The sequence below is a fragment of the Peribacillus sp. B2I2 genome (assembly GCF_041261685.1).
In the GTDB taxonomy this organism is placed as follows: Bacteria; Bacillota; Bacilli; order Bacillales; family DSM-1321; genus Peribacillus.
On the sequence record NZ_JBGCCB010000001.1, the window covers coordinates 3,167,918 to 3,188,715 of the forward strand.

Here is a 20,798-nt window from a genome sequence, read left to right on the forward strand (position 1 = left end):
GCTTTGCTTTTCTTTTCATATAATGCCCGGAGCTTCCAAAATTGGAAAGCTCTTTTTTCCATTTTAACAGGATGTTTAGGAAAGTTTGCTGCAATTCCCTATTCTTTTCGGGGATATTTTTTTATAATGAATACAATTGACCAATTCAATAATATATTCAATGCTCCATTGAAAGGACTTAATCATGAAAAAAACATTGGCTTTTATCGTGCAGCTTATCATACTTCTCATCATTTGCAAGCTTGGCTACTTTATAGCACATTTACTTCATTTACCTATTCCGGGCAACGTCATCGGCATGATTCTGTTATTCAGTTTACTACAGACGAAGGTTTTAAAAGTCGAGTGGATCGAACTTACTTCAGGATTCTTGGTTAAACACCTAGCCTTTTTCTTCATTCCAATTTCAATCAGTTTAATGACCATGGGGTGGCTTTTCATAGAATTTGGTTTGCCATTGGCACTTACATTGGGAGTCAGCCTTATATTTGGATTCATCGTTTCGGCTTGGACTGTTCAGAAGCTATCCCATAGAGGAGAGGTTAAGCAGCATGACAGCGCTCATCACAACTTATAGCATCTTGATAACCATCCTTGCCTATTCCATTGGAAGGAAAATATATGCTAAACATCCATCACCTTTTACGACGCCCGTATTTTTCAGTACGGTTACAATCATTCTCGTATTGTTGATCAGCGGTTTGGACTTCGAAGATTATTCGCCGGGAAAAGACATCATCACCTATTTCCTGGGACCAGCTACCGTTGCTTTGGCGGTACCACTTTATAAAAACAGAAAGATAATCGTTAAATATGCAATTCCGGCAATTAGCGGCATGATCTTTGGTCTTATGGCCACATTGGTCATTGCCTTCGCCATTGCTAAAGCATTTTCACTACCGCAAGTCATACTCCAAGGATTGGCGGTTAAATCCATTACAGTGCCAATCGCTGTAGAAATCACGGAACTTTATGGTGGAAATTCTAATATTTCAGCCGCCTTCGTCATTTTGACTGGGGTGCTGGGTACGATGATCGCTCCAAAAATGATGGATAAATTAAACATTACGATGCCCTTCGCACGTGGTATTGCCTATGGTACGATCGCTCATGGCCTTGGAACGGCTCAAGCTGCCCAGGAAAGTGAGTTTACCGGGGCAGTCGCAGGTGCGGCAATGGCTATCGCAGGTATCCTTATTTCCTGTTTCTATCCTTTTATAAATAATTTCCTATAAAAAGAACCGCAACGTCAGTGACGTTGCGGTTCTTTTTATGATTCATCTTTTTTCAGGCCCTCGTATAAACGTCTTAGAATATGGGTTTTATACAGCTCCAGCTTTTTTTTCTCAATTGGATGATAGTTAATCCCTGCGGCTTTTAATTGCTGAATGAACCACCCTTTGGAATACTCATAAGCCATTCTACCCCCTCCTCTGTTCGAAAAAGATATGCTTCAAAGAAGGGATTGATACTTATTTTTTTGCAGCCATCACTTCAAGTAATAAATCATACATTTCCGCTGCCTTTTTGAATGGGCGTTTTTGACGCATTTTCTCCTGATATTCATCCGAATGATTCACCAAGTCCACTAATGTATCATTAAAAATCCGGTCATTTAAATCTTCTTCTTGGATGACTTTACAAAACCCCTGTTTTTCAAAGCTTGAAGCATTCAAGATTTGATCTCCACGCGATGCATTGGCACTTAGCGGTATAAGCAACATAGGCTTTTGCAAACCAAGGAATTCAAATATGGAATTTGAACCTGCCCTCGACACAACGACATCAGCAGCAGCCAATAGATCAAATAATTCTTCATGTACGAATTCAAAGGGAGCATATCCCCTTTGTTTCAATTCGGTTTTAACATTACCCTTACCACAAATGTGAATGATCTGGTAATCCTTTAATAGCGCATCAAGGTTATCTGTAATCAAGTTATTGATTTTTACAGCTCCAAGGCTGCCGCCCATAACGAGTAGGACCGGTTTGTTATTCGTGAATCCGCAAAATGCCTTTCCGGAGGAAGGGTTTCCCGTAAAAATCCCATCGCGCAATACAGCTCCAAGATACATGGCCTTCTCTTTCGGAAGGTTTTTTTCCGTTTCCTGGAAGGTAGTGAAAATCTTCGACGCAAGTGGCATGGCAATTTTATTGGCCAGACCAGGTGTATAATCCGATTCATGTATCGCAATCGGAATTCTCAGCATCCTGCCTGCCAAAACAACTGGAACGGAAACGAATCCACCCTTGGAGAAAATGAAATCCGGCTTGGTTTCTTTTAGAATTTTTCGTGCATCAAAAATTCCTTTTATGACCCGGAATGGATCTTTCATATTTTCAACAGATAGGTAACGTCGGAATTTTCCAACGGAAATCGTTTCATAACGGACCTCGGGAAATTCCTTTTCGATGATATTTTTTTCAATGCCTTTTTTTGAACCAATATAAGTAACATCCCAATCATGCTTTAAAAATTCCGGGATGATTGCAGCATTAACAGATACATGACCGGCAGAACCGCCTCCGGTAAATACTATTTTCTTAGTCAATATTTCCACCTTCCAAACTTAAAAAGTCACTTTGCATCCATATTACCATATATTCTTGCCATTAATAACTTGAAAAAGTATTCAGTGAACCGTAAAATACCAACATGAATGTAATCATCGATTATTTTTCCTTTTTCAGCATGAATATATTATAATCTTAGTATTCTACAATACTACAAGATACATTGGAGGAGTAATACATTGCAAGAAGTTTCTGAATCTCTCCATCAATTTGATGGAATCGAAGCCTGGACCAAATTAGGAATTTCCATAGGCATTTTTCTAATCTTCCTTTTGCTTCGGAAAGTATTTACTACATATATATTCAAATTCTTTCTAAGAATAGCGGAAAAACGTAAAGTTGAATTTGCCGCCAACTTAATGCTCGCTATAGAACAGCCTGTAAGATGGCTTATCGTTTTGATTGGTGTTATCATTTCACTGCACTATTTTCCGATTGACTCACCTTCGGTTGAATTAAGATCGAAAATATACAGATCATTTTTTGTCTTTTTATTCTTTTGGACATTTTCCAATATCAGTTCGATCTTAACTATTTTATTTCCGAAATTAGTAAGTAAATTCGGACTTGAAGTCGATCAAATCGTCATGCCGTTCTTTACGAAAATCATAAAAATAATCATCATTGCATTCGGTGCCTCCATCATTGCGGAAGAATGGGGATTCAATGTCGATGGATTTGTTGCAGGGCTTGGTTTGGGTGGATTGGCTTTCGCTCTTGCCGCTAAAGATACCGTCAGCAATTTCTTTGGGGGTATCGTCATCGTAACCGAAAAACCTTTTACCATAGGAGATTGGATCAAAACTCCAAGTGTGGAGGGGACAATTGAAGACATCACATTCCGAAGCACCAAAGTTCGGACGTTTGCCCAAGCTTTAGTTACGGTTCCAAATGCGACCCTTTCGAATGAACCGATCATTAACTGGTCCAAGATGGGCAAAAGACAGATTGCCTTCCATTTGGGTGTGAATGTAACAACACCAAAAGAAAAATTGGAAAATGTCATTAAGGACATAGAAAAAATGCTGATTGACCATCCAGAAGTACATCCGGAAACGATTCTCGTTAAATTTGATGAGTTTAGTCATTCCGGTTTCAATCTCTACCTTTATTTCTTCACGAATGCGACGGACTTTGGAGGATATTTATCAATCAAAGAAGATGTGAACTTTAAAATCATGGAGATATTGGAACAGGAAGATGTACAAATTGCCATCCCTTCCCAGGCTTTCATTCTTCAAAAAGACTCAAATATGGAAGCCATGAATGATTTTGAATCCATGCGCGACTGACAAAAAGACTTGCCCTAATAAGGCAAGTCTTTTTTAGCTTTAAATAAAACTTAAAACCTCACACGCTATGTGATATAATTCTTTCATTGTGTTGAAAATTCCAAATATTGATATTGAGGTACTTTGATGAATCAGACTTATACTAAATCGCAAAAGATCCGCCTGTTATTTTATATATTGATACCTATCCTGATCACTCAAATCGGTCTTTATGCCATGACTTTTTTCGATGTTATGATGTCGGGGCAATACAGTACGCAGGACGTTGCCGGCGTCTCGATCGGCAGTTCGCTTTGGACACCCGTGTACACGGGGCTGAGTGGGATATTGATTGCCCTAACGCCGGTGGTTTCACAGCTGGTTGGATCCAAGCAGTCTAAATCCGTTTCATATTCCGTGATGCAGGCCATTTATTTAGCAGTCGTTTTAGCCTTGGTCATTTTAATCATTGGGGCGTTTTCTTTGAATCCCATATTGAATGCCATGAACCTTGAAGAAAATGTCCACCGGGTGGCGCATGATTATTTGATCGCCCTTTCAGTCGGAATCATTCCATTATTCGTTTATAATACGTTAAGAGCCTTCATAGATGCACTGGGGCAGACGAGGATTTCCATGATCATTACCCTGTGTGCACTCCCGATTAACGTCCTATTTAATTACCTGTTGATATACGGGAAGTTTGGATTCCCCGAACTTGGCGGTGTCGGTTCAGGATACGCAACGGCCATTACTTATTGGTTAATTGCCCTGGTTGCCATCCTTGTAGTCGTCAAAATCAACCCTTTTTCGACATATAAGGTTTTCAGTGAATTTTTCCGGGTTTCTTTGAAAGAATGGCGGGCGCTTTTATTGATTGGGGTGCCTATCGGGCTGGCTATCTTTTTTGAAACAAGCATTTTCTCTGCCGTTACCCTTTTGATGAGTAAGTATGATACCGTGACAATTGCTTCGCATCAGATTGCCATGAATTTCGCGTCACTGCTTTATATGATGCCGCTAAGTATATCCATGGCATTGACGATCGTCATTGGATTTGAAATTGGGGCAGCCCGCTATAAAGATGCCAGAGAGTACAGCTGGATTGGCATTTCGATGGCATTGACGATGTCGCTCGTTTTATCGACCATCCTATTCCTCTTCCGTGAACCTGTAGCCTCTGTATACACTAAAGATCATGAGGTAATGATGCTGACATCACATTTTTTAATATATGCCATCTTCTTTCAGATATCAGATGCCCTGCAGGCACCTATACAGGGTATTTTGCGTGGATATAAAGATGTAAATGTCACGTTTGCGATGTCACTGGTCTCCTATTGGATTCTCGGACTTCCCATTGGCTATTTCTTTGCAAAGTATACGGATATGGGGGCCTTTGGGTATTGGATAGGCTTAATTTCCGGCTTGGCTCTCGGAGCTATAGGATTGGCGGCCCGCTTAAGGTTCATACAGAAAGTAAAATATAAAAAAATGGCGTAATAAAAGAGTGGGGCTGGATTACACCGGCCCCACCCTTTTTCATTCTGAAGATCATGCCCTTATCCACTAGGCTTTATAAATTTTCCCTAGAACATCCTTACCGCCTGTAACGGGTATGATGCTGCCGGTAATGAAATCTGATTTTTCATCACATAAGAATGTGATGACCCTCGCTATATCCTCCCCTGTACCAGGTCTGCCGACTGGTATCGAATCATCCTTTACTCCTCTTGCGACCCTAATTTCTTCCTCTTTCCAATTACCAATGATATCGCCAGGACAGACCATATTAACGGTGATTCCATGTGTAGCTTCTTCGGCAGCTAAAGTTCTAGTCAAGGAGGTCAAGCCGCTCTTTGCAGCGGAAAAAGCAGAACGATAAATCCAACCCGGTGCAGTTTCACACCTCTCAAACCCTAATGTAATGACCCTTCCCCAGCTTCTACTGCGCATTTGTGGAATAAGCTCCTTCGCAATATAGAAAAAACCATTTAAATTTCCATCCATGATATACTTCCATTCATCATTGGCATATTCAGTCATGGGCTTGCGATCATGCATATATGGCCCTGCGTTATGAATGAAGATATCAACATGGCCAAAGGCCTCCAAGGCCAACTGCAAAATATTCCGGCAATCTTTCTCACTTGACGAATCACCTTGAATCGCAAGTGCCTTAACATGATACTTATCCTGTAATTGATCCACTAATGCTAAAGCTGCCTTTTTACTTTTTCGATAAGTAATGATAATGGACATTCCATTATCCGCGAGTGAAAATGCCATCCTTTTGCCGATTCCAGTTGCTCCACCAGTAATAAAAGCTACTTTTTCATCCACAGGCATACCCTCTTTATCAAATGGATTTTACTTAATTATACATAAGTTTGACCCGATTTCTATAATTTAGTAATTATAAAAACGAACCTATAGGCTTTAGCCTGCATAAAATATAAGAAATAAACCTGTCAGCCCATAAGCAGGAGAGAGGAATTCAAAATGTTTCCCTGGAATTCACTTTTTTCTTTTAAAAATAACCCCAACCAAAAGGACTTCATGAAAAATATGCAGCAAAGTGATGTACAATCATTCATTGAAAAAGTATTTTCACAGGTCATCCCTGAAAATATGCAAGGTATGATGAACCAAAATGATGGCGGCTCACAAAAAGTAAATGCCAAATCTGAACATCCTTTACATGCCGATGTATTTGAAACTCATTTATTTGTCTTTGTAAGAATTCCCATAGAAGATGAATCTTGGCTGAAGAAAATGAAACTTTACCATACCTCTAACCAATCCATCATTGAGGGGATTCCAAAAGAGTCAGATCGTCATGTCATAACACTTCCCGCTCTTGTAAAGAAAAAAGGGGCATCTGCCCAATATAAAGAATCAACATTGGAAATACGTCTTCAGAAAAGTTTCAATACCCAGTATTCAGAAATCGATGTATCCGAGATTTAACGTGCTTCATTGGGACCACACTGATGATAAAGTGCGGTTCCTGCCATTCTATTAGATTTCGGCAACCAATCGATGTCACAATTCATACCATTCCTTTGAATGGAATTAGTTATTTTCGCACAAAAAAAGCGCACCCCATGTTTTTGGGATGCACTCTTCTATCAATTATTATTTTCCGATGAATTGTTGAGTCCAGTAGTTACCAGATTCCACATAACCTACTCCAATATGAGTAAAGCTAGAATTCATGATGTTTTCACGGTGTCCTTGGCTATCCATCCAAGCTTGTACAACTTCTTCAGGTGTTTGTTGACCTTGTGCGATGTTCTCGCCTGCTGTTGTATAGCTGATTCCGAATTTTTTCATCATATCGAATGGTGAGCCGTAAGTTGGGCTATTGTGGTCAAAGTAGTTATTATCTTTCATGTCTTGAGACTTGGCGCGTGCAACTTTGCTCAACTCAGTGTCGATTTTAAGAGCTGCCAAACCTTGTTTTTCACGTTCTGCATTAGTTAATTTAACAACTTCTTGTTCAAAAGCGCTTAATTCAGAGCTTGTCTCTTTTTCACCAGTTGATTTATCAGGTGTTACTTCAGGTTTTGCTTCAGGTTTTGGTTGGTTTGCTGTTCCAGCTTCTTGAGCTGGTTTTTGAACTGGTTTTTGAACTGGTTTTTGAACTGGTTTTTGAACTGGTTTTTGAACTGGTTTTTGAACTGGTTTTTGTTGTGCCTGTGCTGCCGGTAAAGTGACATTGTATTTAGTTAGATATTGGTTAAGGACTTTTTGCATATCCTCTTTATTCATAGATTGGTAAGTTACTTGTTTCACAGTATCACAGTTGGCTGCTTCTGCTTGGTTAGCTCCTACTCCTGTGAATATAATAGCTGCAGCTGCTGCTGCTGACATAAACATTTTCTTTTTCATTCGTATTTCCTCCTGTGATGTTCTTTTTTTGTTGTGCTTTGCTTCTGGAATTATCATATCATGCACTTTTTGTAATATATGCACCATCAATTTCCAACAAATTCACAGGATGCGAATGACGAATATATTATTATCATAGTTTCAGAGAAAGCAAGCAAAAATGCTTAAACTATCTATGTTTCTGCCAATAGTATAAATACTCATATTTATCCAGATATTCCTTGTCAATGGTAGTTACATAGAACCATTTCCATTGAATACTAATAACTTTTAGTTGACATATCGTTTCAAACCTAATTATTGTGACTTTCTTTACTTTTATGTTACAAATTTTTCGAATTGACTTCGACATTTCGTCCTTTGTCCTTATTCATTAACCTCTGTTGCCTTGAACATTTTTCCAAATAAAAAAACAATCCGGATTTAAACCCGAATTGTTTTGGTTTTGATGGTTCATTCATCATTTCATTTCTCCATCATTCATCTCGTCCATTTCCTTTTTATCACCATTTTGTTCAGGAGGGCTTGGTTTGCCTATGACGAATTCCTTCTTTGGCATGTTGTGCATATCCCTTGCCGTTACATGGGCATATACATAATAGGTTCCTTCTTCTTCAAAATTCTTTTCCATTTCATAAATGCCGTTTCCTTTATGTTTTACAGAGATCTTGTCATGGTCATCGCTATTTGCAAGCCAAATTTCAAAACTGACATCATCCGCATCTGTCACTTCTTCGTCCCCGTAGGTCACTTTTGCCTGAAACTTCACAGACTCGTTCACTTTGCCCTGAATTGGATCGACAGCTAAATCGACATTTAACATTTTCGGTATTTCCTCTTCCTTGCCACATCCAGCCAATAAAATTAACGCCATGCAAAATAACATGATTTTTTTCATTTTTGAACGTATCCCCTTTTTATGAATTCCATTCTTCTTTTATTATCGGTAGGACGACCCTGACTTTTGTTCCCCTTTTTTCCTTGCTTTCTATTTCGATTTTGCCATTTTGCAATTCCACCAATTTTTTGACGATCGACAGTCCGAGCCCTGACCCTCCATCAAAACGACTGCGTGCTTTGTTCACCCGGTAAAAACGATTCATTACATATGGCAGATCCGCTTCAGGAATCCCGTTACCCGTATCAGTAACCAGCAGTTCGCAATTTTCTTTATGCTGAATTAGGCTAATATCGATTGATCCTCCAGAATCCGTGTACTGAATGGCATTGTCAAGAATGTTATGCAGGATCTGTTCCATCCTGCCTTCATCCCCAATAATAATCGGATCTGGATCCAGCTCGATCTGCAAGTCCAATTGCTTTTCTTTTATTATCGGTTCATATTTAACAAGCACTTCTTCAATGAATTGCGCATAGGCAATCGGAGTTTTATATAACATGAATGGATCACTATCCATTTTTGATAAGTCCATCAAATCTCCTACAAGGCGCTGCAGCCTAAGAGCTTCCCTTGAAATGAGTTGAAGGTATTTCCGTTCCTCTTCATCATTTTTCACAACACCATCCAAAATGGCCTGTGTGTACCCCTTTACGTAACTAAGCGGGGTCCTGAGCTCATGTGCCACATTTTCAAGAAACTCTTTTTTTCTTTCCTCTTCCAAATGGATTGAATTGGCCATATCATTAAAGGCTATTGCCAATTTGCCTATTTCATCATGACTCCTTACCGGAACCTGTATGTCATAATACCCCTCTGAGACACGATGGGCAGCTGTCTCGATTTCCTTAATCGGACTGACCAGCTTTTTCAACCATTTCGTAGTAAAAAAAATCGCGACAATCAAGAATAAAAGAATCGCTGCCATCCATTTTGCTGCAAATTCCTTAAGCAAGACAGTAATTGAATCTACTGGAATATATGTATAGATGATACCTTCTAGGCGATCTTCATCAATCAGGGGTATGATGGCCGCCACGATATTTTTTTCAAACCTTTTCTCATACCCCTCTTTTTCAACGGCTTTTCCGGCTAAAAGCATTTGCCTTTCTTCTTCAGAAATAAGTGTGTCATAGTTTATTTCAAAAGGCAGACAAGCACTCAATTCCCTGGGATTGTTGACGACAAAGACCTCGCTGTCATTCTTACTGTTGAACCATTCAACTCTTTGCTTATATTCTTCGCTGATTTCACCACCGGAATAATCCGCTCCAAGCAATGACGCTTCATTAACTAAATCTGTTTTAAGCTTCTCCACATATAGATTTTTATAATAATATTGAGAAAGGGAATAAGCGAAAAGCACGGACAAGATGATGGCAGTGATGATGGTGAGCCATAATTTAAAAGAGAGGGATCTCCATTTATTAATCATTTCTTTTTCCTCTATCTTATAACCGATTCCCCAGACGGTTTGAATGTAATCGGCCGCGCTTAATTTCATTCGTAACGTTTTGATATGGGTATCCACGGTACGTAAAGATCCTCCATATTCCCCGCTCCATACATTTTCAAGCAGTTGTTCACGACTGAGAGCCTGACTTTTATGTCGCATGAGGAATAAAAGCAATTCGAATTCTTTCAAAGTTAAATTGATCGGCTTCCCTTCCACCAAAACGGTTCTGGATTGTAAGTTTAAGCTAATGTTACCGAATCGGACATGGTTTTGATTCTCTTCATTCAATGACAGTTTTCCTGTCCTTCGCAATACCGCTTCGACCCTTGCGACCAATTCTCCAGGATTGAACGGTTTGACGATATAATCGTCCCCGCCGAGCTTCAGCCCTTTCACCTTATCCCATTCTTCACCTTTCGCACTGACAAATATCACAGGAATCTCCCAATTTTCACGGATTTTTTCACAAACGGAGAAACCATCCATACCTGGCATCATGATATCCAATAGGATTAAATCTACTTCCTGTGTTTCAACCATACTAATGGCTTCTTTTCCATTCGCAGCTTGAAGGCATTGATAACCTGAATTCAGCAAATACATTTCAATTAGATTCCGCATATCCTCTTCATCATCCACGACTAATATGGTGTAAACATGCATGTCAACTACTCCCTCAACATCAATTGGAATGGACCCTCGCCGACTTTGACCGTTTTTTTAACATCGACCGTTTCAGCATCCATTACATACAATTCATCACTATCATATCCCGCTACGACCACATCTTCGTTAAAGTTCACCATTTCAAAAGGGTTGACGCCGACCACTTTGCTTTTCACTTCCTCATATTGATCATTCAATTTATATAAGGAGCTGGTGCCATGACTAAGGACAAAAATGCCTTCAGTATTTTCCAGGAACTTTATCGGCATGGTGGGAGCCTTCAACTTTTTCTTCAACTCTCCCGTTTTTGCCGAATAAATATATAGATCTTCTTCCACTTGGTCCCCATCCCCGTGTCCCCCGATCCATATTTCATCCTTTTCCTCCCTTAATAATGTGCCTGTGCTGGAACTATGTATGGGAAATTCGAAATCGACCTTTTTCGTTTCAAGATTTATCACTGAACATTTGGTATCACCAAAATTAATTACATACAAACGATTCACTTGCTCACCTTGAAGAACGGTCAAGGGGCTTTTACCAACTTTGACTATATCCTGCTCCTCCCCTTCATCATTTAAAAAGGAAATGGAGTGATTCGATTGATTGACTGCCACGATGCTTTTTCCATCCTGTAACAGCTGCATATTGACGATCCCTTTCCCAATTTCCCAACTGTTTATCAGTTTTCCTGCCGATAAAGAGAACACTTGGACTTTCTCCATCTCTTTTCCATAAAGCAAGATAGTATCTTTGTCGGCCAGAAGCAGGGCTCCGGTAAATGGTTCTGAAATATCCCACTTGGCAAAAGTATGATAGTTTTCATCTATGAAAGTCAGGGAGGTATCCTTGATATTGACTGTCGCCAAAAAAGCTTCACTTCTGTTTATTTTAGTAAATGTATTACCGCCATTACACCCAGTAAGCAGTACGATGGCAAGAAAAAGCCCAATGCCCCACTTCATATTTTAAGCTCCTTATTCATTAAATATCTATTTTTTTAAAATTTTAACAATGATTTGTGAAAAAAGTATGAAGCGGAAAAGAATATTTGCTTAACAAGCATCCGTGTCACAAGCGGAATCATAATCTTTCCAATTCATTCACATAGGCCATGGCAATCGCGTTTTTCTTTTCTTCTGAAAGCGAAGATTCCATCACGCGTTTAATACAGAGGTAAAACTTCTCTAGTACCGGTTTCCGGGCACGTGGATGTGCATTTTCATCCAAAAGCTCACGGCGGATGAGTTCCGATAACACTTCCCTTCCACCTCCATCCGTCACCTTACGATTATTCCATATACTTAAATAAGCCTCCAGTAGTGCTTCTTGCCTGACATTTTCTTTCATATAATCCCTTCCATCCATTACTAATTTATACATATTAATGATCAAGTTTGTAAAGACTACTTGAATAATACGATATCGCTTAAAAAATTCAAAAAAGGAGTGAGTACATTGTCTCAAGTATACCGCTGTCCGAATTGCCGGACAAATAAATCTCGCTTCAATCTCATTCAGCAAGTATCAACCCCAGTTAAAAAGGATCCGCAATCCGGTGAGATTGTTGAACAATATTCGAACGATTCCCTTCAACCATTCCATCTAGCATATAATGGTCCTGAAGTTCGGGTCCAATGTGCTGCTTGCGGATTAATTGAAGACGAAAAGACATTTGCCGCCTTTGGATTGCAACAATAAAAATGGTCAGACCCGGTAAATGGGTCTGACCATTTTTTCAATCTTTTCCCACCGACATTTTAGCCCGGTCTATGGCAATTGGAATGGCTTTTCCATCCTCATATCCTTCATCCAATAATGCATTTGCGATTTCAATGGCCTTTTCCCTGACATCTTTATCTAGATTCTTCATCGAATTCGGATAATCGTTATTGTTCCATGGCACTAATACCGCCCCCTTGATCAGAAAGTTTCCTATTATGTTTCCCTTCTTTAGTGGGCGATAAACGTTTATTGAGCCGCTTTCGCTTCCAAAGCCTTCAACTGACCGATCATCATTTCCCTATCCAGCTTTTCACCGATAATGACGATATTCAATGGCATTTTCATCATTTCATTCATGTACATCGGCATTCCATAAGAGTATTGGAATAAATGTGGGAATTGTGAATGTGTAAAGGAAATGTATCCTTTCATTCGATAGACCGTTTCCGGAAGGGCCCTAAGCCAATCTTCAAAGTCAGTTTGTGCAACGGCCCCTTCAAATGTATGGACGACTGCAGTTAAATGCAAATGATCGCGTACATCAAGCTTTTGATGGCCATTACGCCCTTTTCTTTGCATCCTTTGCAACGATATCAAGGAAATGGCTGCATACTCCGTCAATAAACATACAGCATCCGTGTTCAGCGCCTGTATTGAATAAATCAGCTGTGCGGCCTCCATCTCACTAACTAGATCAGCTTTATTCAATAATATGAAATCCGCATGGTGGATTTGCTCAGCAAGCAACTGTCGAAGCTGCGGAGACAGTTCCTCCCGGTCGCGCCACCTTAATAAATCGACGACCGTTATAATCCCTTTATACTCCAGCCTTTTGGCGAAAAGCGGTGACATGATGCCATCCAATACTTCAACTGGATGCGCTGCTCCTGTCGTTTCAATATAAACGGCATCCAGGTCGTTTTCAGTTAGCAATTCATGAAGCTGAACCTCTAGCTTATCCTGAATTGTGCAACAGATGCACCCGTCAAACAACTCTTTCAGTGGCACTTCATCACCGATCAGGCCACTGTCCACCGATACACTGCCGAGTTCATTTAGAAGCACGGCCACTTTTCTACCCGCTTCACTTTCCTGTTTTAAGATATTTCGAAGAAGAGTCGTTTTCCCGCTGCCGAGAAAGCCGCCCAATATGTACACTTCGGTTGTTTTCATTCGTATCTGCTCCTATGATCCGGTTAAATTCGATTCCGTTAAATTTTATCATACTTGTCTTCCTAAAGCACTTGCCTGAACCACATAAAAAAACCAGCCTATAAGCTGGTTTTTCAACAATGATTCATGCTTGAACTTCGTCCTTTTCGTAAATCGGCACCCATCCTGCCGCTGTAACGAAAATACGGACAGCGACCGTTTTTCTATCTTCTGCCAGCGTGAAATAATGCCGTGTGGATTCTGGTACACTAATTAGATCTCCTGGATTAAGCCGTACATCAAACCACTGTTTATCGCCGCCTTCAATGGCAAAAATACTCGTTCCGCCTGCTATGAAACGCACTTCATCATCTTCATGGTGGTGTTCCTGCTTAAAGTTTTCAAGCATTTGATCCAAGTTTGGATTTGCATCGGATAATGTAATGATATCGTGCGCTTTATAGCCTCTTCTCTCGGAAATTTCCGCTATCTCCGATTTGAATGTTAAAAGGATTTCCTCCTTGTCAGCATCTGTCAGATCGTATTTTTCCACAAGATGGGCCGGTAATTTCGAAATGTCCCATTGCTCATAGATAACCCCTTGTGTTTCTAAAAAACCTTTTACCTTTTCCCCATTTTCAATAACTTCGTTTGTTTCATGGAATCTGATCGTCGCCATCATTCATTCCTCCTCTATAGATTTTTATCTTATGGAACCTGCAAATGCCTTTTGTTGATTAAGCAATAGTTGATATTGAAATAAAAATTCGCAAGCTTCAAGTATTCTTTTAGCTTCGAATCCGCTTTTACCCCAAACCGTAATACCGTGATTGCGGATCAGCACAGCGCCAGAGTCTTCTTCGACATGTGGTTCGAACTTATCGGATAACAGCGGAATGTCAGCGTGATTATAGACGATAGGAATCCTTAGCTCTGAATCTTCAACCCACCGTCCGGTCGCTTTAATGATTTCATGATTACGAAAAGTAACATGACCTTCATCTCCGTACAATTCGGATATCACATTATTTTCAACTGTATGGACATGGAGTACACAGTTCGCATTGGTTTTCCCGTAAATAACGGTATGAAGCAATGTTTCGGCCGATGGTCTTAACTCCGTTTCTTCAACTGGTTTTCCTTTTAAATCAACCAGTAAAAAGTCCGAATCCGATTGCTTCCTTTTATCCTTACCGCTTGCCGTAATATAAAAGAAAGGACTTTCGGGCTTACGGATGGACAAATTCCCGCTAGTTCCCATAAACCAATCTCTTTCGGCCAATTCAGCCTTAATATCTGCCAACTCCCGCCATTCTTTAGAATGAGTGTTCACGCTTTAACCACCTCCTGCTGTTTTAAAATGTCAATTACATCAAAAAATGTTTCAAATCCTTGATGTGGAATTCCTTCCCTATCGCATTTTTCAAGCAATATGTCACGGGCTATGACAAAATCGGCCTGTTTTGCCGCTTCAAAATCCGTTACTGAATCTCCAATAACGAGTTTAAAATCATCCGCACCCGCAATCTCCCTCATAATGGATGGCTTACAGCAACCACAATCATTTTTACATTGGTCATCACAGGCATGGGGCCACTCAATATAAATTTTTTCCTTATCAAAAAATGCATGGTTGCAATAAACGGACTTTGTTGGCAAGATATCATTTAAAAGGGGTGCAATGAAAAAATCCATGCCTCCGCTTACAATATATAAAGGGATGTTGGCTTGTTTCGTATACTCAACGAATTCATAAAACCCTGGACGAATGCCGGCCGACTCACATACATATTGAATGATGTCATCCTTCAAGCCACTATCAAGTAGCGAAAACATATCCCCAACGCCAGAAGATATACTGATTTTTTGCTGAAGGACACCGTCTTTCAACTCTTCCCATTCCGGAGGCGCAAATTTTTTCATGATGGAAATGATATTATCTGTGTTGGTGATCGTTCCGTCGAAATCACAAAAGATGATCGGTTTCATTTTTCCTTACATGCCTCCCCATAAAACAAGAGCTTTTTTTAGCGTTTCTTCCTCAGCCGCCGCTTCAGATAGGTCCTTTCCTGCAAGAACGGCTTCGACAGCAGAACGGAAAGCCTTGGCCCCACCCTCTGCCCCGTCAGGGTGTCCGTGAATTCCACCTCCGGCATTAATCACACTATCCAGCCCAAAATCCTTGATTAGGTCCGGAACCATGCCCGGATGAATGCCTGCAGAAGGAACAGGGAAGGCTTTTTTCCACGAAGGTTCATCTTTTGTAAGGGCTTCAGCAATCGCCAATGTCTCCTTTTTTTCAAGGGCGACATTTCCATAAGGGGATGGGAATAAGGATAAATCCGCACCTGATAACCTTACTAATTTACCAAGTAATAATGGATAGCCGATCCCATAAAATGATGAAGATGCCAATGCCCCGCTAAAAGCGGGGTGCGCCATGATCGGTAGCCTGATTCGATCATGCTCACTCAAGGCCTGTAATACATCCAAACCATATGTATGAACGTTGAACAATAAAGCATCCGCCCCTGCTTCAGCAGCTTGCTCTGCCTTATCCAATAATTCAAATGTTTTCCCTGATAGATTGACAGCGTATAAAGTTCGGTGGCCAGTGGTCTCATAGACTTCATTCAATATTCGTTTTCCAGTTTTTATTCTATCGAAAAATGGAGTCTGTTCCTGGTCGAAGAGAATCTCATCATCTTTAACTAGGTCGACACCTCCTAATGCTTGTCGCTTCAGTTGCTCATTATGGAAGGCTAGGTCCCTTCCTAATACACCTTTAAAGATGCTCATCACCAGGGGCCGGTTATATACGTCAATCTTTTCCCTTATGCCTGCAATGCCAAATTGCGGCCCTGGGAAAGCTTTTTGAATCTCACCGACAAAATCCAAGTCGATAAGTTTTATTTCTCCGTCCAATGAAAGTTTGCCGAAGACCGTCGTGAGGATAGCAGGTAAATCATTGGAGAAATTCCCTGCCGGATAGGCAATCTTAATTAGTGAACGGTACACTTTACGATTTAAATATCTGTTTGCCCTCTCTTCTTCAGATAGTGGTGTCACCGATACGACACGACCCTTATGTTTTTCCAGTTGCTTCTGGACCAAATGGGGCAGGTCCGTCCATGTTCCCACAGTCAATCCTAAGGCAATGCTTTCTGCTTTTTTCTCATGATTTCCATTAAAGTCATGAATTAAATAAGTAGCGACTATCTCGCTCATTTGATCACTCCTATATCACGTTAGTTAAACTCTCGAAGTCATTAACCTGAAATGGTCTCAAAATGGCAAAAGCCCCTTCATAAAGAAGAGGCTTTAAAAAGCCATCTTCTTATCTCCCAGCCATTGGCTGCAAGAATTAGCACCGTGCCTTGTGGATTTCAAGAAAATCCGGCGAAGAATTCCGCCCCATTTTACAATGGAATTACGGTCGGTTGCTGGGCTTCATAGGGCTAGTCCCTCCACCTGCTCAAAATAAGAAAACGCTGATATATAGTTACATTCAAGTATCGAAAGATTAAGAATTTATTTTGTATTCTGACACGTAATCCATACTTTGTCAATAAGTTTTTGTCTATTTAACCGTGGATAAATTGAATCCTCCGTTAAAATAATTTTAATGTACGTATCCGTTCCACAGCCTCTTCAAGCCGTTCTTCCGAAGTCAGAAGCCCTACCCTGACGTAACCTTCGCCAAATTCACCGAATCCATTCCCTGCGGCAACAGCTACGTGGGCATGCGTTAATAGATAGTCTGCAAAACTCTCGGACGTAAAACCTTTTGGTACCTTGAGCCAGGCAAAGAATGATGCTTTAGGAGCTTTGACATCCCAGCCGATTGCCCTCAATCCCTCAATGAAAACATTCCTGCGTCCCTCATACATCTTCACTAACTCCTCTACACAGCTCTGCGAGTCCAGTAACGCGCTTGCCGCTGCTTCCTGTATCGCTGGAAAGAGACTAACATAAAGATGGTCTTGCAATAGTTCAAGAGCTTCTATGACACTTTTATTCCCCACTGCAAAACCGACTCTCCACCCTGCCATATTGAATGTTTTCGATAGTGTGTAAATTTCTATCCCTACATCCTTCGCTCCTTCTGCCTGGAGAAAGCTTATCGGTTTTTTTCCGTCGAATCCTATCGCCCCATAAGCGAAATCGTGGACCACGCAAATCGAATGCTCTTTTGCAAAGGAGACGGTTTCATCAAAGAAACTTTCAGTTGCAGAAGCACCTGTGGGATTATTCGGATAGTTCAAAAACATCATTTTGGCTTTATCTAGCACTTCTTTATGTATGTCATTGTATTTCGGAAGAAAATCATTTTCTTCTGTCAAGGGCATCAGTTCGGTCTTTGCCTGTGCTAAAACGACACCGGAAAGATAATCCGGATAGCCGGGGTCTGGAACAAGGATCGTATCACCTGGATTCAATAAACACTGCGGCAGTTCGACAAGACCTGCCTTTCCCCCGAAGAGAATCGCCACTTCACTATTCGGATCCAGCTTGACACCATATTCACGTTCATAAAAGACGGCAGCAGCATCTTTTAAATATTGATGTCCCCGAAACGGCGAATATTTATGATTAATGGTTTTTTCAGCGGCAACCTGCAAACTTTTCACGATATGTTCAGGCGTCGGTTGATCAGGATTTCCCTGGCCTAAATTAATGACATCATGACCCTGCGCCGTAATCGCATTGACTTTTGCGACTAGAGAGGCAAAAAATTGCTTGGGCAGTTTTTGAAGTTGTCTGGATTTTTCGAATTGCAACATTTATACACCTTCTCTGAAATTTCTTGAAATTCTAGTCACAAATGATATATGTTTATCATAGTCTTGTAAAGCATTTTTTACATGTGGGGTTTTAAACGATGAAGTGGAAGATTGCCTGCATTCAAATGGATATTGCCTTCGGGCAACCAGATATCAATTTTCAGGTTGCAGAACAATGGTTGGGAAAAGCAGCAATGTCAAAACCCGATATCGTTATTTTACCAGAGCTTTGGTCAACAGGATACGACTTGACCAGGTTAAATGAGATTGCTGATGAAGAAGCAGAAAAAACGATTGAATGTTTAAAAGATCAGGCAAAGAAACACCAGTTTCACATAATTGGGGGTTCCGTTGCCAAAAAAGCAAGCAAGGGCATCTATAACAACATGATCATCATCAATAAGCATGGAAATCTCATTAAACAATATGATAAGCTTCACTTATTTCAGTTAATGGATGAACATCATTTCCTGCAGCCAGGTGAAAAAGATGGTTAATTTACTCTTGATGAAAAAATATGTGCTGGATTCATTTGTTATGACATCCGTTTTCCTGAATGGCAGCGAGCCCAAGCCCATACCGTTCAAGGCGCCGAAGTTCCGTGCTTCCGTAACTTTATTGAAGTCCAAGGTGCCTGTCAAGAGTTCGTTTGCTTCTCCGGATTCACCAATGATATTCCCCCATGGATCAATAATCAAGGAATATTATTGACATCCGAACCTGAACGGTTAACGGCTACAACATATGATTGGTTCTCGATGGCACGGCTAATCAATAAGGCTCTCCAGTGATCGAGTCTGGGCTTTGGCCATGAACAAAATACCCGTATTCGAAGATAGTCGGCCGGATTATTATTAATTTCCCCATTGACAAACTATTTAAAAAGTTGATATTATTTTCCCGAAGATTAAAATTTCAGAAAACATATACTCTTATCAAGAGCAGGCTGAGGGATAAAGGCCCTATGAAGCCCAGCAACCGACTGTAATACCATTGTGAAATGGGGCGGATTCACCGCCGGATTATAAAATCCACAGAGCACGGTGCTAATTCCACCAGAATTCATTTTCTGGAAGATAAGAGGTCCGAAGCCAAAACTTCTGCCTCTTTCTATATGAAAGAGGCTTTTTTATTCTTATTTTGAATCTGGAGGGAAAAAGAATGACTCAAAACCATTCAAATTTTAAGAGATTGACAAACGAAACAGCTATAACCCTTGCAAAAAAACTTGGGTTGGTCAATGCGGATGCAAGTTTAAACTGTAAAGAAATCGGCGATGGAAATTTAAATTATGTTTTTCATATTACAGACACAGTCACAAACAAAGGAATAATAATCAAACAAGCGGTCCCTTATGCCAAGGTACTTGGTGAAAGCTGGCCACTGACATTGAAAAGGGCAGCCATTGAAGCGAATGCACTGATTCATTTCAGAAGCTATTGCCCCGAATTCGTACCGCAAGTCTATTATTCGGATGAACAGCTTGCCATTACAGTCATGGAAGATTTATCGCACTTGAAAATCGTTAGAAAAGGCTTGATCGATGGCGATCAATATCCATTGCTTTCACAGCATATTGGTGAATATGTAGCGAAGACGGCATTTTATACATCAGATTATCATTTAGAACCATCCGCGAAAAAGGAAGTGGCCCGACATTTCACGAATCCGGAACTCTGCAAAATCACTGAGGTCTTTATTTTCACGGATCCATTTTTTGAGGAACTCCCGGGAGATTTCGAGCTGGAATTGACTGAAGCCGCCAAAAATATTTGGAATGATCAAGAAGTGATACTTGAGGTCGCTAAGCTGAAACAAAGCTTTGAAACCGAGCAGGAAGCCTTGCTTCATGGAGATTTACATACTGGAAGTATTTTTGCAAGTGAAACTGAAACAAAGGTTATTGATCCGGAATTCGCTTTTTATGGGCCCGTTGGTTTTGACCTTGGTCAATACACCGCCAACCTTCTCTTTCAGGCAATTACACGAAATGGCGCTGGAAAGGAAGAGATTTTCTCACACCTTCATGAATTTTGGAATGCCTTTGAAGAAACTTATACCGAATTATGGGAAGGCCAAAATAAAAGCCCATTCCGCAATGTGAAAGGTTATCTGCCTTATTTACTGACAAAATTCAAAAAAGATGCATTCGGTTTTGCCGGCTGTGAACTGATTCGGCGAACCATTGGCCTTTCCCATGTTGCCGATTTAAACGTCATTGAAAATAAAGATACAAGGATCGCTGCCAAAACGGCAACATTGGAAATTGGTGCATTTTTAATTAAAAAACGGGAAGAATTGGATGTTCCAGCTGTCATTGAAGCGTTGAAGCAACGTACACTGCCATCTTATTCAACCCTATAAAAGGAGACCTGCAC

The 20,798-nt window shown here is 40.5% G+C and carries 23 protein-coding genes, 1 pseudogene and 2 riboswitches; of the genes and pseudogenes, 8 read left to right on the forward strand and 16 right to left on the reverse strand.

Going from position 1 to position 20,798, the window contains the following annotated elements:
* The first annotated feature begins 184 nt into the window (after window positions 1-184).
* Together ABIE66_RS15580 and ABIE66_RS15585 are read left to right on the forward strand one after the other, a co-directional pair.
* The gene (locus ABIE66_RS15580) at window positions 185-577 is read left to right on the forward strand and encodes a CidA/LrgA family protein (protein WP_370015372.1); all 393 of its coding nucleotides are present in this window, start codon (window positions 185-187) and stop codon (window positions 575-577) included.
* Entirely contained in the window at window positions 552-1,235 is a 684-nt protein-coding gene (locus ABIE66_RS15585; protein ID WP_370015373.1) for an LrgB family protein, read from the forward strand. The genes ABIE66_RS15580 and ABIE66_RS15585 overlap by 26 nt, the downstream gene beginning before the upstream one ends.
* Before the next feature lie 35 nt (window positions 1,236-1,270).
* Here the strand turns inward: ABIE66_RS15585 and ABIE66_RS15590 are convergent, their stop codons facing one another.
* Window positions 1,271-1,420, reverse strand: coding sequence for a DUF2639 domain-containing protein (locus tag ABIE66_RS15590; protein WP_289316078.1), 150 nt, complete (start codon window positions 1,418-1,420; stop codon window positions 1,271-1,273).
* A gap of 52 nt (window positions 1,421-1,472) precedes the next feature.
* Window positions 1,473-2,561, reverse strand: coding sequence for an undecaprenyldiphospho-muramoylpentapeptide beta-N-acetylglucosaminyltransferase (locus tag ABIE66_RS15595; protein WP_370015374.1), 1,089 nt, complete (start codon window positions 2,559-2,561; stop codon window positions 1,473-1,475).
* Between the two features lie 192 nt (window positions 2,562-2,753).
* Between ABIE66_RS15595 and ABIE66_RS15600 the strand changes: the two genes are divergently transcribed.
* Window positions 2,754-3,866: a mechanosensitive ion channel family protein gene (locus ABIE66_RS15600; RefSeq protein ID WP_370015376.1), complete on the forward strand. Its 1,113-nt coding sequence runs from the start codon at window positions 2,754-2,756 to the stop codon at window positions 3,864-3,866.
* A gap of 126 nt (window positions 3,867-3,992) precedes the next feature.
* A complete protein-coding gene (locus ABIE66_RS15605; RefSeq protein ID WP_289325384.1) occupies window positions 3,993-5,348 on the forward strand; it encodes an MATE family efflux transporter in 1,356 nt (451 codons plus the stop codon).
* 66 nt (window positions 5,349-5,414) lie between these two features.
* Here ABIE66_RS15605 and ABIE66_RS15610 read toward each other — a convergent pair whose 3' ends face one another.
* A complete protein-coding gene (locus ABIE66_RS15610; protein ID WP_370015378.1) occupies window positions 5,415-6,188 on the reverse strand; it encodes an SDR family oxidoreductase in 774 nt (257 codons plus the stop codon).
* 159 nt (window positions 6,189-6,347) lie between these two features.
* Here ABIE66_RS15610 and ABIE66_RS15615 point away from each other — a divergent pair, with 159 nt between their 5' ends.
* On the forward strand, window positions 6,348-6,815 hold the full coding sequence (locus ABIE66_RS15615) for an Hsp20/alpha crystallin family protein (protein ID WP_370015379.1): 468 nt from the start codon (window positions 6,348-6,350) through the stop codon (window positions 6,813-6,815).
* Window positions 6,816-6,983: 168 nt separating this feature from the next.
* Here ABIE66_RS15615 and ABIE66_RS15620 read toward each other — a convergent pair whose 3' ends face one another.
* The 5 genes from ABIE66_RS15620 to ABIE66_RS15640 form a co-directional block, all read right to left on the reverse strand.
* Window positions 6,984-7,739, reverse strand: coding sequence for a CAP domain-containing protein (locus tag ABIE66_RS15620; protein ID WP_370015380.1), 756 nt, complete (start codon window positions 7,737-7,739; stop codon window positions 6,984-6,986).
* 460 nt (window positions 7,740-8,199) lie between these two features.
* Window positions 8,200-8,637, reverse strand: coding sequence for a FixH family protein (locus ABIE66_RS15625; RefSeq protein ID WP_370015381.1), 438 nt, complete (start codon window positions 8,635-8,637; stop codon window positions 8,200-8,202).
* 19 nt (window positions 8,638-8,656) lie between these two features.
* Window positions 8,657-10,756, reverse strand: a complete 2,100-nt coding sequence (locus ABIE66_RS15630) for an ATP-binding response regulator (protein ID WP_370015382.1) — start codon at window positions 10,754-10,756, stop codon at window positions 8,657-8,659.
* Between the two features lie 5 nt (window positions 10,757-10,761).
* On the reverse strand, window positions 10,762-11,724 hold the full coding sequence (locus ABIE66_RS15635) for a YncE family protein (RefSeq protein WP_370015383.1): 963 nt from the start codon (window positions 11,722-11,724) through the stop codon (window positions 10,762-10,764).
* 118 nt (window positions 11,725-11,842) lie between these two features.
* A complete protein-coding gene (locus ABIE66_RS15640) occupies window positions 11,843-12,142 on the reverse strand; it encodes a hypothetical protein (RefSeq protein WP_289325392.1) in 300 nt (99 codons plus the stop codon).
* Between the two features lie 75 nt (window positions 12,143-12,217).
* Between ABIE66_RS15640 and ABIE66_RS15645 the strand changes: the two genes are divergently transcribed.
* Complete coding sequence (locus ABIE66_RS15645) at window positions 12,218-12,460, forward strand: DNA alkylation repair protein (protein WP_251428523.1); 243 nt, start codon at window positions 12,218-12,220, stop codon at window positions 12,458-12,460.
* A gap of 58 nt (window positions 12,461-12,518) precedes the next feature.
* Here ABIE66_RS15645 and ABIE66_RS15650 read toward each other — a convergent pair.
* The 7 genes and pseudogenes from ABIE66_RS15650 to ABIE66_RS15680 all read right to left on the reverse strand — a co-directional run.
* Window positions 12,519-12,665, reverse strand: a pseudogene (locus ABIE66_RS15650) (DUF2188 domain-containing protein); the annotation flags it as partial.
* Window positions 12,666-12,730: 65 nt separating this feature from the next.
* A complete protein-coding gene (locus ABIE66_RS15655) occupies window positions 12,731-13,657 on the reverse strand; it encodes a CobW family GTP-binding protein (RefSeq protein ID WP_370015384.1) in 927 nt (308 codons plus the stop codon).
* 124 nt (window positions 13,658-13,781) lie between these two features.
* Complete coding sequence (locus ABIE66_RS15660; RefSeq protein WP_289325394.1) at window positions 13,782-14,315, reverse strand: cupin domain-containing protein; 534 nt, start codon at window positions 14,313-14,315, stop codon at window positions 13,782-13,784.
* Between the two features lie 24 nt (window positions 14,316-14,339).
* Window positions 14,340-14,969, reverse strand: coding sequence for a methylthioribulose 1-phosphate dehydratase (locus ABIE66_RS15665; protein ID WP_370015385.1), 630 nt, complete (start codon window positions 14,967-14,969; stop codon window positions 14,340-14,342).
* Window positions 14,966-15,625, reverse strand: coding sequence for a 2-hydroxy-3-keto-5-methylthiopentenyl-1-phosphate phosphatase (locus tag ABIE66_RS15670; protein WP_370015387.1), 660 nt, complete (start codon window positions 15,623-15,625; stop codon window positions 14,966-14,968). Before ABIE66_RS15670 ends, ABIE66_RS15665 begins: the two co-directional genes overlap by 4 nt.
* Before the next feature lie 6 nt (window positions 15,626-15,631).
* Window positions 15,632-16,864: a 2,3-diketo-5-methylthiopentyl-1-phosphate enolase gene (gene mtnW / locus ABIE66_RS15675; RefSeq protein ID WP_370015388.1), complete on the reverse strand. Its 1,233-nt coding sequence runs from the start codon at window positions 16,862-16,864 to the stop codon at window positions 15,632-15,634.
* A 106-nt stretch (window positions 16,865-16,970) separates the two neighbouring features.
* Window positions 16,971-17,123: riboswitch (SAM riboswitch) on the reverse strand.
* A 124-nt stretch (window positions 17,124-17,247) separates the two neighbouring features.
* Window positions 17,248-18,420: a pyridoxal phosphate-dependent aminotransferase gene (locus tag ABIE66_RS15680; protein ID WP_370015389.1), complete on the reverse strand. Its 1,173-nt coding sequence runs from the start codon at window positions 18,418-18,420 to the stop codon at window positions 17,248-17,250.
* A gap of 98 nt (window positions 18,421-18,518) precedes the next feature.
* On the opposite strand from ABIE66_RS15680, the gene ABIE66_RS15685 reads away from it, so the two are divergent.
* Complete coding sequence (locus ABIE66_RS15685) at window positions 18,519-18,917, forward strand: nitrilase-related carbon-nitrogen hydrolase (protein WP_370015390.1); 399 nt, start codon at window positions 18,519-18,521, stop codon at window positions 18,915-18,917.
* Here the strand turns inward: ABIE66_RS15685 and ABIE66_RS15690 are convergent.
* Complete coding sequence (locus ABIE66_RS15690; protein ID WP_370015391.1) at window positions 18,870-19,118, reverse strand: hypothetical protein; 249 nt, start codon at window positions 19,116-19,118, stop codon at window positions 18,870-18,872. The two genes, ABIE66_RS15685 and ABIE66_RS15690, sit on opposite strands and share 48 nt — an antisense overlap.
* Window positions 19,119-19,349: 231 nt before the next feature.
* Window positions 19,350-19,503: riboswitch (SAM riboswitch) on the forward strand.
* Window positions 19,504-19,581: 78 nt separating this feature from the next.
* Between ABIE66_RS15690 and mtnK the strand changes: the two genes are divergently transcribed.
* A complete protein-coding gene (gene mtnK, locus ABIE66_RS15695; protein WP_370015393.1) occupies window positions 19,582-20,784 on the forward strand; it encodes an S-methyl-5-thioribose kinase in 1,203 nt (400 codons plus the stop codon).
* Window positions 20,785-20,798 lie beyond the last annotated feature (14 nt).

Bases quoted from the DNA above. Each gene is read 5' to 3' on its own strand.
- ABIE66_RS15660 (WP_289325394.1), bottom strand. From the start codon at position 14,315: ATGGCGACGATCAGATTCCATGAAACAAACGAAGTTATTGAAAATGGG.
- ABIE66_RS15580 (WP_370015372.1), top strand. From the start codon at position 185: ATGAAAAAAACATTGGCTTTTATCGTGCAGCTTATCATACTTCTCATC.
- mtnK (WP_370015393.1), top strand. From the start codon at position 19,582: ATGACTCAAAACCATTCAAATTTTAAGAGATTGACAAACGAAACAGCT.
- ABIE66_RS15620 (WP_370015380.1), bottom strand. From the start codon at position 7,739: ATGAAAAAGAAAATGTTTATGTCAGCAGCAGCAGCTGCAGCTATTATA.
- ABIE66_RS15605 (WP_289325384.1), top strand. From the start codon at position 3,993: ATGAATCAGACTTATACTAAATCGCAAAAGATCCGCCTGTTATTTTAT.
- ABIE66_RS15625 (WP_370015381.1), bottom strand. From the start codon at position 8,637: ATGAAAAAAATCATGTTATTTTGCATGGCGTTAATTTTATTGGCTGGA.
- ABIE66_RS15655 (WP_370015384.1), bottom strand. From the start codon at position 13,657: ATGAAAACAACCGAAGTGTACATATTGGGCGGCTTTCTCGGCAGCGGG.
- ABIE66_RS15640 (WP_289325392.1), bottom strand. From the start codon at position 12,142: ATGTATAAATTAGTAATGGATGGAAGGGATTATATGAAAGAAAATGTC.
- ABIE66_RS15630 (WP_370015382.1), bottom strand. From the start codon at position 10,756: ATGCATGTTTACACCATATTAGTCGTGGATGATGAAGAGGATATGCGG.
- ABIE66_RS15590 (WP_289316078.1), bottom strand. From the start codon at position 1,420: ATGGCTTATGAGTATTCCAAAGGGTGGTTCATTCAGCAATTAAAAGCC.
- mtnW (WP_370015388.1), bottom strand. From the start codon at position 16,864: ATGAGCGAGATAGTCGCTACTTATTTAATTCATGACTTTAATGGAAAT.
- ABIE66_RS15615 (WP_370015379.1), top strand. From the start codon at position 6,348: ATGTTTCCCTGGAATTCACTTTTTTCTTTTAAAAATAACCCCAACCAA.
- ABIE66_RS15680 (WP_370015389.1), bottom strand. From the start codon at position 18,420: ATGTTGCAATTCGAAAAATCCAGACAACTTCAAAAACTGCCCAAGCAA.
- ABIE66_RS15635 (WP_370015383.1), bottom strand. From the start codon at position 11,724: ATGAAGTGGGGCATTGGGCTTTTTCTTGCCATCGTACTGCTTACTGGG.
- ABIE66_RS15670 (WP_370015387.1), bottom strand. From the start codon at position 15,625: ATGAAACCGATCATCTTTTGTGATTTCGACGGAACGATCACCAACACA.
- ABIE66_RS15685 (WP_370015390.1), top strand. From the start codon at position 18,519: ATGAAGTGGAAGATTGCCTGCATTCAAATGGATATTGCCTTCGGGCAA.
- ABIE66_RS15585 (WP_370015373.1), top strand. From the start codon at position 552: ATGACAGCGCTCATCACAACTTATAGCATCTTGATAACCATCCTTGCC.